This window comes from Nostoc sp. FACHB-110, from assembly GCF_014697425.1.
Classification (GTDB): domain Bacteria; phylum Cyanobacteriota; class Cyanobacteriia; order Cyanobacteriales; family Nostocaceae; genus Nostoc_B.
The window spans coordinates 1-13,988 of record NZ_JACJRU010000073.1; the positions used below are offsets into that span (position 1 = coordinate 1).

Genomic DNA, 13,988 nt, shown 5'->3' on the forward strand with positions numbered 1-13,988 from the left:
GAGATTTTACCGCAGACCCATGAAACATTTGTGCAAGTTGCAATGATTCGGTTAATGCTGAGAAGACTGGCTTAATTGATTCGTTTAATACTTTCCAAACATCCTCTTAGGACTAACAGCAGTAATCATCAACACACTATTAATCACATTAGCCAGTTTTGTGAACGCCACCGCAGGCGATAAGATAGCAAATTTCTTACAACCATCACAAATCAAAACCTTCGTAACTGAAGTTTATCCTCAACAGGCACAAATAATTAAAGAAAATCAAAAATAACCAAACACATATCTGTTGAATCTTCTGAGACATTCACTCAAAATTATGCGGACACTTTACGTCTCCCGACAAGGTTGTTACATTATTCTCAAAGGTGAAACCCTGATTGTTAAACAAGGCGAAACAATTCATGGCGAAGTTCAATTACCTCTACTAGAACAAATCCTCATATTTGGTAAATCTCAACTTACCACCCAAGTAATTCGTACTTGCCTCTGGCGAAATATTCCCATAGCTTACCTATCTCGAATGGGATACTGTTATGGTAGGCTAATGCCAATTGAACGAGGATATCGTCAGTTATCTCGCTATCAACAAAACTTAACAGTAACAGAACGCTTTTTAGTAGCTAGAAAAATCGTCCAGGCTAAACTGAAGAAGATAGTGTCCGCTTTTATCCTTTAAGCAAACATACATTTAACCAAATCGAAGCTTGGGGAGAACCACCCCTCACAGAAATTCCCGGCTCAACCATTATCTAATCTTGAATAAAGATACAGCATTTTTGACATGGATGAGGTACATTTTCTAGTTGCCAAAAAATCGTAGGTTGGCTGGAACGCAGTGCAACCCAACAAAATTCTGCAATGTCCAGCAAATCATGATTCAACACATCTGTGCAGAAAGATAAACTCTTTTTCTCTCTGCCCCCTGCACCCTGCGTTTACAGAGAAATTATTTAGATTTATTAAATTCTGAATTGGAAAAAGAAAAATAGGTGATTAATTGGTTTTTATCTTCCTTGGATTTGTCAAGTGAATCTTCTACCAAATTAAAGATTTTTTCTAATTTTTTATTACATACTAAATAGCATTTTGTAAATATGTTAAAAAATAAAAACTCTACAAAAATTTAGTAAAAATCAATTTTAAATTTAGGAAATTGTTAGTTAAAAATGAAAAACAAAATGAATAAAACTTGGTTACAAAATACCTTATTGTGTACTTCAGTTTTAGCTAGTACATTCCTTGCTAGTCCTAATATTGTTAGAGGTCAAGACTTCTCCATCCCAGACAATGTAGCAAATACAGCAAATTGTCGTTTTAATGTCACTGGTTCTTATCTCACTACCATCTTCAATCCAGATGGTAGTACTGGCTCTCGTGGGGTTATTACACTAGACAGTGATGGTAACTTTTTTGTCATAGACTCTAATCAAGGTGGTGTTACTAACGTCTTCAATCCTTTTAGTAATGGACAAGGCTCTTGGAAATGTAATAGCAAAACTAGGGTAATTGCTAGGTCTATCACCTTTGCTTTTCCCGGAAGTGCCGGAGCCAATGGTAGTATTGGCCGTGCCGACTATCAAGCCAGCTTTAATCCCCAAACCCAAACAGTACAAGGGACTATCACCCTGCGTTTTTTCAACCTCAATGCTAATCCCTTATTAAATAATGTCTCGCCCGTAGGCACATTCAATTTCTCAGGGCAACGAATCACAGCCAATTAACCCAACAGGTTAATTGAATTCAGGAAGAATGTATGCGTTTTCAGAATAAGCTTTGGTTAGCAGCGCTGATGATACCTATTGTTATGCCTGCTAGCACCGTATTGGCGGATAACTCTGATTTTTTGCAAAATTTTGGAAATCCCTTACCGGAACGAAGGTACTTATCTTGTAAAATCGCTTCGATTAGCGCAATTGGCAAACAAATTGAATTGAAATTTCAAGATGGTGCTGAAATTAAATATGATAAAGTTGACAAGAAATCTATAGATTTGGGCAATAATCAGGTTGATTGCATTACTGGAGAAGGAATAAAAGCGACAGTTAAAGCCGCAAAATCTGATAGGACAGCCCTAACTATATTCCAAAAAGGTACAACAACTTACCTGCGATGGGAAGGGTTGAAACCTTTAAAATTACCGTGTTCCGTTACTTCCATTCAAAAGATTCAACATCCTACCGACCCTTACCTGGTAACGTTTGGAAATGGTAAAAAGTTTAGATACCACTCCACCCAACATTTAAATTTTGGTAAACCAAGTGTGCCACGCACCACCTGTACTACTTCAGGCAATGTCAAGGCATACGTGCTAGAAAACCAAAGCGAAGATTACACTTTCTTTAACATATCAACTAACTCCGCAAAGGAATTACCCTTTAAGGAGCTAGAATGGTCTGGCTTAGAGTGGGAAGGCTTGACTTTTTGGAGTAACACCAAACCAGAATGAATATACCCCTTTCCCTATAAGATTTTCCCAATTAAGAAAAGCCTCTTTCTTACCATCTGCCGACTCAGCCACACCCTGTTCTTGACCTGCAATATCTCCCTATGGAAGTAAACGGACTGTTTTATATTTTGAGTAGATTAGGAATAAACTATCCTAAGGAAAGTTATGAGTGCTGAAGATTTGGTGTTAGTTGTCGGCGGGACTGGCGGAGTTGGGCAGTTAGTTGTGGGTAAGCTGCTAGAAAAAAATATGAGAGTGCGTGTTCTAACACGCAATGCAGCCAAGGCAGAAAAAATGTTTGATGGCAAAGTGGAAATTGCTGTTGGTGATATTCGTGAATCAAATACTCTACCTGCGGCAATGTCCGATGTAACTCAGATTATTTGCTGTACTGGGACTACTGCTTTTCCCTCGGATAGATGGGATTTTGACCCGCAGCCAAACTTTTTGGAATGGGGTAGGATTTTTTTAGATGGTGAATATAGAGAAGCGACAGCAAAAAATACGCCAACAAAAGTAGATGCTGAAGGTGTGGCGAATTTAGTGGCAGCTGCGCCGGGCAATTTGCAAAGATTTGTGTTTGTGTCTTCTTGTGGTATTCAGCGCAAGGATAAATTTCCGTTTAGTGTGTTGAATGGGTTTGGGGTGTTAGATGCCAAAGAAAAGGGAGAAAATGCGATCGCCTCATCAGGATTACCCTACACTATAATTCGCCCGGGTCGTTTAATTGATGGGCCTTTCACTTCCTATGACCTCAACACTCTTCTTCAAGCAACGACTGGTGGTAAGTTAGGTGTGGTATTAGGTCAAGGTGACACTTTAACAGGAGATGCTAGCCGTATTGATGTCGCGGCTGCTTGTGTCGAATCAATTTTTTCTCCATCCACCGCCAACCAAACTTTTGAAATCGTCAATCAAGGCACTAGGCCACCTGTAATTGTCTGGGAAGAACTATTTTCGCGCTTGAGTAATACGACAGAAGGCAAAAGGCAGGAAGCAGGAGTTTAAGAGACGGGTGTAGGGTATGGGTTGTAGGGGTGAATGGGTTTTGAACACCTACACCCTTCCCCTATAACAGTCTAAGGCTGATTAACCTACGCCTACCGCTTCACTCGCCACAACCCCAGTATTCAAAATTGCTTGACGAGTTTTGAGGTCAAATTTGTAACCATGTGGCAAAATATGTAACTTCGCGCCGCAAATTGCTAAAGGTTCATCTCTGAGAATTTCATGGGCATTGTTATAGGTAGAATCAGATTCATCTACGATGGTGACAGAACCTTCGCCTATCACTTCAATTTGGTCATCGTTCACTACAATCGCCGTATTCTCATCAATCCCAAATCCTAACACCGCAGGTTCACGGACTAAGGCTGTAATTAAACGTCCTAAGCGTCCCCGTTGTAAGAAATGCTGGTCGATAACTACCCCAGGTAAAAAGCCCAGCCCAGGCCCCATTTCTACAATTTCCATCCGTGGGGTGCTTTGAGAATCACCTTCAACAATCATTTTATCGGGCATCACCGCAGCACCAGCACTAGTACCAGCGATAACTGCACCTTCCCCATAGCGTTTGTGAATAGCTGCATCAATTTCGGTATCTTTGAGGATGCTGGTAATACGTGCTTGGTCACCACCAGTAAAAAATATACCTGTTGCCTTCTCAATTGCTTCTAAAGCTGTGGATGATTTGGCATCATCACGAGTTTCTGTGTCAATAATGCGAACGTTTTCAGCACCTAGACGTTCAAAAACTCTAATATAATTTTCCCCTACTTCCCTGGGCAGTTCTGTTGCTGCCGTCATAATCACAATATTAGCTTTTGTACCACCAGCGCGACGCACAAACTCTCGCAAAATTTGGCAGTCTCCTTCTTTGTCTTCTGCTCCGCCGATAATTACCAACTGCCGTTTATTATTACCCTCTGCCATAATGCCTCCCGGATACCCGGATATGAATTAATTTATATGCAATTTCAATAAAACATGACAATTACAGCAATCAAATCAGTCATTTGGCTGATTAATTTTATTGTCAATAAAGTTAAAAGATATATATATTTGTGAGCATATCAAAAGAAATATTTTTATTTATTAAATGTAATGTATAGATAATAATTGGTAATATATTTGGCAGAATTATCAAATCCATATCTACTAATAATATTTAATAGCCCTTCTTCATAGGTCTAACCCATCTTGCAACTTAGCAAAGTTGAATCATGGGTGTAATAACCAAATCAGAAGGGCTATAAAGTGGTTTTTTATTAGCTCTATGCCTGTGAAGTTAGGTGTGAAAACTACGCCTTGAAAGGGGAAACTTCTACTGCGGGCGAATTTTAAAAAGTAAGTTAACTAAGAATAAGCGTGCTTGTTCTAAAGGCAAATGGCGTGGTTTTCCCTGATAGACAATTTGAAATTCATCTTTATCTGGGCCATCTCCATAGCCAGAAATTAGCTTACAGTGAAAAGCATCCTCAGCGAGTTGTCTAACCTCATCTCTAAGAGCAGCTTTTGTCTGATTCATGTTTGGCTGTCTCCTCGAAACCCTATTTTTCTACTTATATAGCTTTTTAAAATATAAATCACCTTTCAAAGGTTATATTTTTATCGTCTCTGTTTACGTGTAAAATGCAAGGGCTTTTAGCCAAACTTTGAGAGTTTTGATTATGCCCTGGGATAGTTGAAAATACTTAAGCAGTAGAACTAACTTAAAATTAACAAGTTCAAGGACAAAGTTACTGCTTTTTTACGTTAATTTGCATCAATCTACAATAATTGATTGAGTCTAAGCAACCACAAATTAAAGCCTAAATTTCAGGGTGTTTAGCAAAGGTTGAGAATCAATGATTCAAGAAAAAACTACTAATTTAGTCCGTGTGAATGCCAGAAGAACAGATGTGTTTGATGTTTTTAACTTTCAGCATTACACCGGGCCTAACCCATATTTAGATAGAGGCGCACTGGTATTTGATTTTGCGCCGACTGGGTATAAAGAACCTTTGCCCATTGAAGATTATATTGCCAGCATTAGCGATCGCTACCCCCAATTAGCCAACGAAAATTACGAATCTTACGCCCATCTGTTCGCCCGTACCGCGTCAGAAGTGGGCAAACTAGACATGGATTTACACCTCGCCCACTGGAGCCACAACACCTACGATAAATTTACGCGCATTAGTATTCAATCACTCCATCCCCGCACCACCAGAGCCATGATTTATTGTGTGTGGGACTGGTTTGAAGCCATCAGCCAAGACGAAGATTTTCTGTTTGATGAACAGTTAGTCAATTTACAACGTCGCTTCCGCGATTCTGTCTATGGTGGCCCTACAGTTTACGCCTTATTGCGTACCGCCGACGAAAAAGGTATCCCCGCCTTTTATCTTTGGGACGAAGGGCTGATGCAGTACGGCTGGGGGAAAAAACTGATTCGCGGTATAGCTACCACCTTTGACTGCGATAGTCATATTGATTCAGATTTCACCACCCGCAAAGATGACTGTAAAGACTTTTTGGGTAATTTAGGCTTCCCAGTTCCCAAAGGTGAAATCATCAGTTCTGAAAAAGAAGCCCTCAGAGCAGCTAGAGAAATTGGCTACCCAGTCGCAGTTAAACCTGTAGTCGGTCATAAAGGAATTGGTGTCACCGCCGAAGTTCAAGACTCTTACGAGTTAGAATCAGCCTATGGTCGTGCTTTAGCCGCAATTCCTGACAACCAAGCCACACGTATAATTGTTGAAAAAAGCATTTCTGGCAAAGATTTTCGCTTATTGTGTGTCAATGGTCGATTTGTCGCCGCAACAGAACGCCGCCCCGCATCGGTGACAGGCGATGGTTATTCCACCATTGACGAGTTAATTCGCCAAGAAAACCGCAAACCAGAACGTTTAGATTCGCCCACCTCGCCTATGAGCAAAATTCAAATTGATGAGGCGATGGAATTATATCTAGAAGAACAGCGTTTATCCTTAAAAAGCGTTTTAGAAAAAGGTCGCACTGTTTATCTGCGGAAGGTGGCAAATCTTTCTGCTGGTGGTGTCAGCGTTAATGCCACCCAGACAATTCACGACGATAATATTATCTTGGCTCAAGATATTGCTCAATACTTTCGCTTAACTTGTCTGGGTATTGATGTCATAGCCGAAGATTTAAGCGCATCGTGGAAAGAAGGTAACTTTGCCATTTTAGAAATTAATGCTGCACCAGGCGTTTTAATGCATCTTAATCCTGCCATTGGTGATAGTGTTGATGTGCCATCGCGGATATTGGAAACTTTTTTTGCCTCCGGTGTTGATGCCAGAATTCCCATTATTACCTTTAATCAAATCTCGATTCAGGAACTGCAAACCACAATTGACCATATTTTATTACAACATCCTGAATGGACAGTAGGGGCTGTATGTCGTGATGCTATTTTTGTGAATCGCGCACAAAAAGTTTTACGCTCAGATTACAACAGTAATGTGCAGAGTTTACTGCGTAATCCCAAATTAGATTTACTGATTGCTGAATATAACGCAGAAACTTTAGAAGCAGAAGGAATGTTTTATCAAGGTAGTAATATTGTGATCTTAGATAATCCTTCGGAAAGCGAAATGATGTTGGTGCGTGATTTAGTTGATGGTTCAACAGTAGTAATTAAAAAAGAGAATAATGTGTCAATTAAACGTAAAGGTTTAATTGAAGACTACACATTAGGCGAAGATGAACCATTCACGAGGGTTTATTTAAAAGAAATCGGCACAATTTTGTAAACCTCATGTAGAGACGTGGCAATACAACTTCTCTACTGGCATGTCTAGACTAAAATAATGGGCGTTGCATAAATGCGGGATGCTCCCAGCATTTTTAGCAAGGTTAACTATCGATGTTTCGCGCCTTTGCGCCTTTGCGCGAAACAAAAAACATTCCTCTAATCAGCAACGCCAAATAATGCATTCAAGGTAGGTTGGGTGTAACGTAGTGAAACCCAACATTTTAGAATTTTGTTGGGTGAAGCTCCGCTTCAACGCCACTTTCCTCAAGTCGGGTAACCCGCCTACACAAGTGGCTCCCCAACCTACAATTTTTTTGCAACATTTTAGTCTAGACACGCCACTACATTTGACTATCTCAATCTTTGGTAGGCTGCCAAAATAATTCTTTCGGTTTCTTCCCAACCAATACATTTATCAGTGACCGAAATTCCATACTTTAATTCTGCTGGTTGGCAATTTAAAGGTTGATTGCCTTCATAAAGATGAGATTCTAGCATCATGCCGACGATGGATGTATTACCATCAACTATTTGCTGAATGACATCTTCAAAGACTTGAGATTGCAAGCGGTAATCTTTATTAGTATTGCCATGACTACAGTCAATGACAATTCTTGGTGGTAAATTTGACTGTTTTAATTTCTCTTCGACTAATTGGACATTAGCCGCATCGTAGTTAGGCTGATTACCGCCACGTAAGATCACATGACCGTAAGGATTACCTCTAGTTTGAAATACACTAACTTGTCCTTTATTATTAATGCCTAAAAAGTTATGCGGACTTTTGGCAGAATGCAGGGCATTTAACGCGACTTGAATATTACCATCAGTGCCATTTTTAAACCCTACAGGCATCGAAAGTCCGCTAGACATTTCTCGGTGAGTTTGGGATTCTGTAGTTCTCGCACCAATGGCAGACCAGCTAATTAATTCGCTAATATATTGGGGAATAATTGGATCTAAAGCTTCTGTGCCAGCAGGTAATTCTAGTTCGGCAATTTTTAAAAGTAAACTACGGGCAGTTAATAGACCTTTTTCGACATGGAAAGAATCATCCATATCGGGATCATTAATTAATCCTTTCCAACCTACAGTGGTTCTGGGCTTTTCAAAATAAACTCGCATAATTAATAAGAGTTTATCTTGGACTTGATCAGCTAATTTTTTTAATTTTTCAGCATATTCGATGGCGGCTTTGGTGTCATGGATAGAACAGGGGCCAACAACAATAAATTTTCTGCTGTCTTGAAAATCTAAAATATGTTCTAATTGCTGTCTATATTTTAAAACTGTATGTTCTGCCGATTTAGTTATAGGGACTCTGGTTTTAACGTCATGCGGCGTTAATAAAATGTGAGAACTTTTGATGTTAGTATTAGATAATTTGTTGTGCATAAGAGCGACCCTGGAGATTTTGATTATCTCATTACTTAAGTGAAAATTAATATACACATTTTAGGTGAAATGCACAACATTATATCAACGTCGGATTTGATTGTTCAGTGACTTCTGAGGATAGGGAGTAGGGAGCAGGGAGTAGGAAAGAAGGCGCGATCGCTTTATTTATCTGCAGCAGTAAGTTACGCTGTCTTTTAGGTCACTCTCAACGTGGGAAAGAAGGCGAGATTGCGCTTTTTTATCTTTACCAATAAAAAAGGGGGCTAAATTAGCCCCTTGACCCCACAAGAATTAGGAAGACATCTACATCTATGTCAGAGAAATTTGTTATTGCCAAACAAAGACTTTTGCTTCATAAGGGCCAATATCTGTCATAATACCGTCATCACCAGCTTCGACATCATAATCGGCAGTCCACTCGTGCCAAGTACCAGCCGAAGGGAAGTTGGGTACATGATAGCCACCTAAGAAGTTCTCCGAAAAATTGGCAACGACAACTACACGCGAACCTTCTTCATTCCAACGGCTATAAGCTAGAACTTTCGCTTCAGGATTTTCGTGGATAAAATCAATGTTTTCGGTGTAGAGGGCATGATTATTTTTGCGTAAATGAATCAAGCCTTTATAGTAATCAAATAAACTCTGATTTAAATCATTACCTAACAATGTCCAATCAATTTTAGATGATTCTTGGGTTTTGGGTTTATATTCGCCAAATTCTTGACCCATCCAAATTAACGGCACACCAACCGCCGTCATTAAAATAGCGACACCTAATTTGATTCTTCTAAAAGCTTCTTCATCAAAAATATTCCGATTACCTAACTCAACTATGACTCGATTATGGTCGTGGTTGGTGAGATAATTGACTACATTGGTTGCGCCCATGAAGCCTTGACGTTTCGCGTCAATCACATCTTTGAGATTGTCAATTTCAAAGCGATCGCCACAAATATGTGCTGTAATAGTGTGCATAAAACTATCATGCCAGCAACCATCCATCGGCCCATCAATATTGGTAATACTTGTAGTTTCCGGGATGTGTTCGGCAATATTATAAAAAGGTTTAGCACCAGCAGTTTTCTTCGCTTCTTGAACTATCCAGTGCATAAAATCGTAATTCGCTATTTGTCTAGCTGCATCGTAGCGAATTCCATCTATATGATATTCTTCAATCCAAAAACGGACTGCAGCACCACTAAATTTTCGTGCTGGATAAGTTTCTAAATTCTCATCATACAATTCATAATTAAACTCTGGCCCCCAGCTATTATCAGGGTCACGCGGCGCATGGTGATACCAATAATCATGGTCTATTTGAGTTAATGGACTAGAAGATTCTGAATGATTATAAATCCCATCCATAATTACCCGAATGCCTCTATTATGACATTCATCAATTAATTTCTTTAACTCATCTGTAGAACCATAACTAGATTCTGTAGCAAAGAAATATCTTGGGTTATAACCCCAACTATAATCACCAGGATATTCTTTAACTGGTAACAATTCAATGGCGTTAATTCCTAAGTCAGATAAATAATCTAATTTTTCAATAACATGCTTGTATTTACCCCGTGCATAAGGGTCATCTTCCCCACCAGAAAAGTCCCCAACGTGTAATTCATAAATAACTAATTCATGGTCTGCTGGTAAAGGCTTATCATCATGATGCCAAACATAAGTATCAACAATTCTTTGCCCATCTTTAATGCGGACAATACTGTTATCTTGACCACTCATTTCATCAATATCAGTTGCATAAGGGTCGGTTACATCAACCCACTGATCTGGTTCAAAAAACCATGATTTTGATTGCACACGAAATTTATATTGATAAACTCCATCTTCTAATTCAACTGTTGTCCGAAAATAACCATCGTCTCCTTTTTCCATAGGAATTTCTTGCCAATCAGAAAAAGAACCGATTAATGCTGCCCCTTGGTTATAAGGAGCAAATAAATTAAATTCAATGGGATTTGCCATACAACTGTTTAGATTTAAGATTGCGAATATGCTTATTTTCTAACTGTTAATCAATTTGCGAATCGTTCTGGGGAAATAATTAGATAAGTCCTTCCTCTATCTACGGAAATACTATGAGATATTTAAATAGGCTGTTTATTAATAAGATAATTGCTCTAAAAAGCTATCTATTACTGGGGATTGATCAACCTCTACCAAATGATATATTTTGTAAAATATTTCATCTTTTTAAGAGTTATCTATATAAGAAAATAAGATTAAGTTGAACATTGTTAACATCAACTTAATCTTATTTTTAATTTTTTTTTAAACTATAATTCGGGATTCTGCTGCTGCCAATAACTTAATAGCCAATTAGCGGCTGTTGCCCTGCGAGTCTCTCTAGGAGTAAATTCACCAATTTTATAGCCTTTAAAACCCAACTTTTCTTTTAAACCTTGCTTGTATTGTTGGGGGATAGAACGGGTTAATTTCATTGTAGCTGGGCGACTTTCTAAAAAGTTTGGTGGTTCTGGATATTCATCTCGCCATTCTGGAATCACTTCGCTATTATCCCATGAGTTATTTGCCAAGTTATAGCGATATCCTAGATAGTGCCAGACTAATTGATTAACCGTGGCATCATCAATTTGATCCTTGATAATTCCCCAAATTGTATCTGTGTTTAATGGTGGTAAATTTGACATAAGCGAAGTAATAATCAAACCTCAAAATTAACAAATGCAAAGACAGCCATCTGTAATAAAAGATGCAAGTGTGCCAGAGAGGATGGCAAAGTCTAAAAAATAATTTATCATTCTCTCTTGCTAGCTTTAACCTCCAGCATAAGTTGATTGTTGACTACATTTACTAAAAAATTTATCAGGCAAAAACTTGAATGTTAAATGAAAATTTTGTTCTAGATTCAGATAACAGGTAAACTGGAAATCGTAAAGAATTGACCAGTTTATGCCAGAGTCTGCACAACTACCAAAAATCATTCGCGCCCATGTCTTAATTTCTGGACGAGTTCAAGGAGTGGGCTATCGCTATGCAACTGTCGATACCGCTAGCCAATTGGGTTTAACTGGCTGGGTGCGAAATCTGCCTGATAATCGCGTAGAGGCTGTATTTGAAGGGGTGCGAGAAGTGGTAGACGAGATGATTCGCTGGTGTCATATTGGCCCACCTGCGGCAATGGTGCAAGAGGTTGTCACTGAGTATGAGCAACCAGAAGGTTTACGGGGGTTTGAAGTGCGAAGGTTTGATAAATAGGCTGCTGGCAAAAATGTTGAAAAACAACAATGTTGAGCCTGACGCAAAGACAAGGCAGCGCGTTGAGCGGGTTTCCCGACTTGTAGCGACTGCTGCGCCAAGGCGCAAAGATTTTCACAAAATGAGCTTGTTGAGAGTGTTGATTGGTGAATTTTTACATCAGTTAAGCCAGGTGCATAAACACAAGTTTGAGCAATTCAGCGCGAGTAAAAGGTTTAGTTAAATAGCCTGATGCGCCAACTAGTCTAGCTTTGACTTTATCAACAATTCCCTTATTACCTGTAACAAAAATAATTGGTGTATTTTTGAACAGGGAATTATTGCGGATAATTTTACATAATTCGTAGCCATCGATACCTGCCATGTTGAGATCCAGCAAGATTAAATCTGGCTTATGTCTAATAATTGACATGACAGCTTTTAAGGGATCATCGATAGTGACGACAGAGAAATTTTCGCTTTCTAAAAAACGGCTAATTTCTTTTAAAATGGTGGGACTATCATCAACAGAGATGATTTTATAGCTCTTTTTGGTGGTTATGGTAGTAGTCGTTACTCTTTCGAGGGTTGAGTTTGTGGTATTCGGTATTGTTAATTCCTGAAGATTTTGTCTTGGCGGTGGTGAAATTTGTGGCGATCGCACCACAAGCGTAAAATCTTTGATAGGGGTATCCGCATAAGTTTGTGCGTTACTGGGTTCGACTACCGTGTCAATTAATTGCCGATTTAGTAATGCTGTTGTATACCGATAAAATGGTGAGGTTTCTGGTAAATACTTGGGTAACTGATCAAATGGAGGATCGGGTTCATGCATAATCACCCCACCTTTGACAATGTAGGGATACAAATTTTGCGCTAACTGCATCTCATCTTGATTCATAATTACAGCCAGATGACGCAAACTAAAACCCTTCATCCAATGAGTTAATTCTGGCGGCAATTCTGGTAAATTCTTGTTTTTGAGTTTGCCATTAATTAACAAGTATGGGCGCTGATTAGGAGACGAAATTTGTGGAGCAAAAGCCTGCCAATTTTGCAATCTCATTTGGCAATATTCTATAGTCTTGGCTACATCTAATCGACAAATTTTTGTCACTGTCTGCTGCGGATCACTTAAAGCATAAGTACCCGTTTTGATTAACAAAAATGATTCAATGACTTCTTTGGTTAGTTCTTGAATTAACAGTGTCGCTTGTGCAGTATCTATATATCCTTCATCTACTAACCAGCAAATCGCCTGATAATCTACTGGTTGACTGGATAAATTGCGATCGTTAGTAATTTGCTGAGTTGACAACTCATCCTCAAACAGCATTCTTAACTGCACGCGAGTTTCACTACTTACTTGGTTGAGGCGACGTAAATGACGTTCTAAGCGATCAAACGGTTCAACTGAGTTAGTGGCATAGGTGATTGTACCTTGTTCTAGATAAATTGACCAGGTAACTAAATTACTAAAAGCCTGTAAACAAGTGGTATCAGTACAATTGGCTATTTGTCGTAATAAACTCTGAGGACGTAAAACTGCAAATGTGCCGAAATTATTCATCTTGAGACTTTTTTAGAATGTTAAACAAAATTTTTGTAAAATCGGATTCTCACCTATGTTTTACTTTATTTATTTTTAAGATGTCGCCCAGAAAATTATTCTCTATAGAGAAAATATCAAAATATATTAAAACCTAGAAAGTCTACAGATTAAATTAGCAGACTTCGGGAAGTATGTGGGCATTAATGTTTTGACAATTTGGGATTTTCGATTTCGGCTATGCAAAGAGTTTTACAGCTTTATAGCGTGCTTATACTTTCAAAAAAGCTTCAATTCGGGACAAAAGAATCTATCCTATTGAGATTTTGGCTTCCTCCTTTTGTCAGATTTTTGCCGATATTGAAGAACCACCCCTGATCAAATCAAGATGAAAAGTTTATATTTCCTACTCAGCACTCAGCAAAAACACATAGTTAGAGTTTGCCCGCTCTTAACTTGTAAGAATCAACAATTTTTTCCTCAATTTGCTGCTAAATTCTCATCTATAGGACTAGTATTTGATTTCTGAAAGAACTCCGTACATCTGGAGAGATAGAAAATCAAAGGTAGTGTTTCGGATAAACCACTCAAACATCCACTTTAAATGAGAG

General features: G+C 38.8%; 12 protein-coding genes. 6 read left to right on the forward strand and 6 right to left on the reverse strand.

All coding sequences use genetic code 11. The annotated features are described in order from the left end of the window. The first annotated feature begins 322 nt into the window (after positions 1-322). From H6G69_RS32755 to H6G69_RS32770, 4 genes are all read left to right on the forward strand, one after another. Positions 323-682, forward strand: coding sequence for a CRISPR-associated endonuclease Cas1 (locus H6G69_RS32755; protein WP_190693831.1), 360 nt, complete (start codon positions 323-325; stop codon positions 680-682). A gap of 502 nt (positions 683-1,184) precedes the next feature. Then, positions 1,185-1,727 (forward strand): hypothetical protein, encoded by a 543-nt coding sequence (locus H6G69_RS32760; RefSeq protein ID WP_190693833.1) that lies wholly within the window; start codon positions 1,185-1,187, stop codon positions 1,725-1,727. A gap of 32 nt (positions 1,728-1,759) precedes the next feature. Further along, a complete protein-coding gene (locus H6G69_RS32765; RefSeq protein WP_190693836.1) occupies positions 1,760-2,452 on the forward strand; it encodes a hypothetical protein in 693 nt (230 codons plus the stop codon). A 165-nt stretch (positions 2,453-2,617) separates the two neighbouring features. Then, positions 2,618-3,460: an NAD(P)H-binding protein gene (locus H6G69_RS32770; protein ID WP_190693838.1), complete on the forward strand. Its 843-nt coding sequence runs from the start codon at positions 2,618-2,620 to the stop codon at positions 3,458-3,460. Positions 3,461-3,541: 81 nt separating this feature from the next. On the opposite strand, the gene H6G69_RS32775 is transcribed toward H6G69_RS32770, so the two are convergent. Together H6G69_RS32775 and H6G69_RS32780 are read right to left on the reverse strand one after the other, a co-directional pair. Further along, entirely contained in the window at positions 3,542-4,384 is an 843-nt protein-coding gene (locus H6G69_RS32775) for a cyanophycinase (RefSeq protein ID WP_190693840.1), read from the reverse strand. A 391-nt stretch (positions 4,385-4,775) separates the two neighbouring features. After that, on the reverse strand, positions 4,776-4,979 hold the full coding sequence (locus H6G69_RS32780; protein ID WP_190693843.1) for a hypothetical protein: 204 nt from the start codon (positions 4,977-4,979) through the stop codon (positions 4,776-4,778). Between the two features lie 319 nt (positions 4,980-5,298). Here H6G69_RS32780 and H6G69_RS32785 point away from each other — a divergent pair, with 319 nt between their 5' ends. Continuing rightward, positions 5,299-7,209, forward strand: coding sequence for an acetate--CoA ligase family protein (locus tag H6G69_RS32785; protein WP_190693844.1), 1,911 nt, complete (start codon positions 5,299-5,301; stop codon positions 7,207-7,209). A 353-nt stretch (positions 7,210-7,562) separates the two neighbouring features. Here the strand turns inward: H6G69_RS32785 and H6G69_RS32790 are convergent, their stop codons facing one another. From H6G69_RS32790 to H6G69_RS32800, 3 genes are all read right to left on the reverse strand, one after another. After that, positions 7,563-8,606 carry a 3-deoxy-7-phosphoheptulonate synthase gene (locus tag H6G69_RS32790; RefSeq protein WP_190693847.1) on the reverse strand — a complete coding sequence of 348 codons (1,044 nt, stop codon included), beginning with the start codon at positions 8,604-8,606 and terminating at the stop codon, positions 7,563-7,565. Between the two features lie 330 nt (positions 8,607-8,936). After that, on the reverse strand, positions 8,937-10,595 hold the full coding sequence (locus H6G69_RS32795) for an alpha-amylase family glycosyl hydrolase (RefSeq protein WP_190693850.1): 1,659 nt from the start codon (positions 10,593-10,595) through the stop codon (positions 8,937-8,939). Positions 10,596-10,906: 311 nt separating this feature from the next. Continuing rightward, entirely contained in the window at positions 10,907-11,281 is a 375-nt protein-coding gene (locus tag H6G69_RS32800) for a DUF1823 family protein (RefSeq protein ID WP_190693852.1), read from the reverse strand. A 262-nt stretch (positions 11,282-11,543) separates the two neighbouring features. Between H6G69_RS32800 and H6G69_RS32805 the strand changes: the two genes are divergently transcribed. After that, complete coding sequence (locus H6G69_RS32805; RefSeq protein WP_190693854.1) at positions 11,544-11,849, forward strand: acylphosphatase; 306 nt, start codon at positions 11,544-11,546, stop codon at positions 11,847-11,849. Positions 11,850-12,012: 163 nt separating this feature from the next. Here the strand turns inward: H6G69_RS32805 and H6G69_RS32810 are convergent, their stop codons facing one another. Continuing rightward, a complete protein-coding gene (locus H6G69_RS32810; RefSeq protein WP_190693857.1) occupies positions 12,013-13,398 on the reverse strand; it encodes a response regulator in 1,386 nt (461 codons plus the stop codon). Positions 13,399-13,988 lie beyond the last annotated feature (590 nt).

What these genes read in the sequence shown, in the direction of transcription:
- H6G69_RS32770 (WP_190693838.1), top strand. Translation starts at nt 2,618, where the DNA reads ATGAGTGCTGAAGATTTGGTGTTAGTTGTCGGCGGGACTGGCGGAGTT.
- H6G69_RS32790 (WP_190693847.1), bottom strand. Translation starts at nt 8,606, where the DNA reads ATGCACAACAAATTATCTAATACTAACATCAAAAGTTCTCACATTTTA.
- H6G69_RS32755 (WP_190693831.1), top strand. Translation starts at nt 323, where the DNA reads ATGCGGACACTTTACGTCTCCCGACAAGGTTGTTACATTATTCTCAAA.
- H6G69_RS32785 (WP_190693844.1), top strand. Translation starts at nt 5,299, where the DNA reads ATGATTCAAGAAAAAACTACTAATTTAGTCCGTGTGAATGCCAGAAGA.
- H6G69_RS32760 (WP_190693833.1), top strand. Translation starts at nt 1,185, where the DNA reads ATGAATAAAACTTGGTTACAAAATACCTTATTGTGTACTTCAGTTTTA.
- H6G69_RS32765 (WP_190693836.1), top strand. Translation starts at nt 1,760, where the DNA reads ATGCGTTTTCAGAATAAGCTTTGGTTAGCAGCGCTGATGATACCTATT.
- H6G69_RS32810 (WP_190693857.1), bottom strand. Translation starts at nt 13,398, where the DNA reads ATGAATAATTTCGGCACATTTGCAGTTTTACGTCCTCAGAGTTTATTA.
- H6G69_RS32780 (WP_190693843.1), bottom strand. Translation starts at nt 4,979, where the DNA reads ATGAATCAGACAAAAGCTGCTCTTAGAGATGAGGTTAGACAACTCGCT.
- H6G69_RS32800 (WP_190693852.1), bottom strand. Translation starts at nt 11,281, where the DNA reads ATGTCAAATTTACCACCATTAAACACAGATACAATTTGGGGAATTATC.
- H6G69_RS32775 (WP_190693840.1), bottom strand. Translation starts at nt 4,384, where the DNA reads ATGGCAGAGGGTAATAATAAACGGCAGTTGGTAATTATCGGCGGAGCA.
- H6G69_RS32805 (WP_190693854.1), top strand. Translation starts at nt 11,544, where the DNA reads ATGCCAGAGTCTGCACAACTACCAAAAATCATTCGCGCCCATGTCTTA.
- H6G69_RS32795 (WP_190693850.1), bottom strand. Translation starts at nt 10,595, where the DNA reads ATGGCAAATCCCATTGAATTTAATTTATTTGCTCCTTATAACCAAGGG.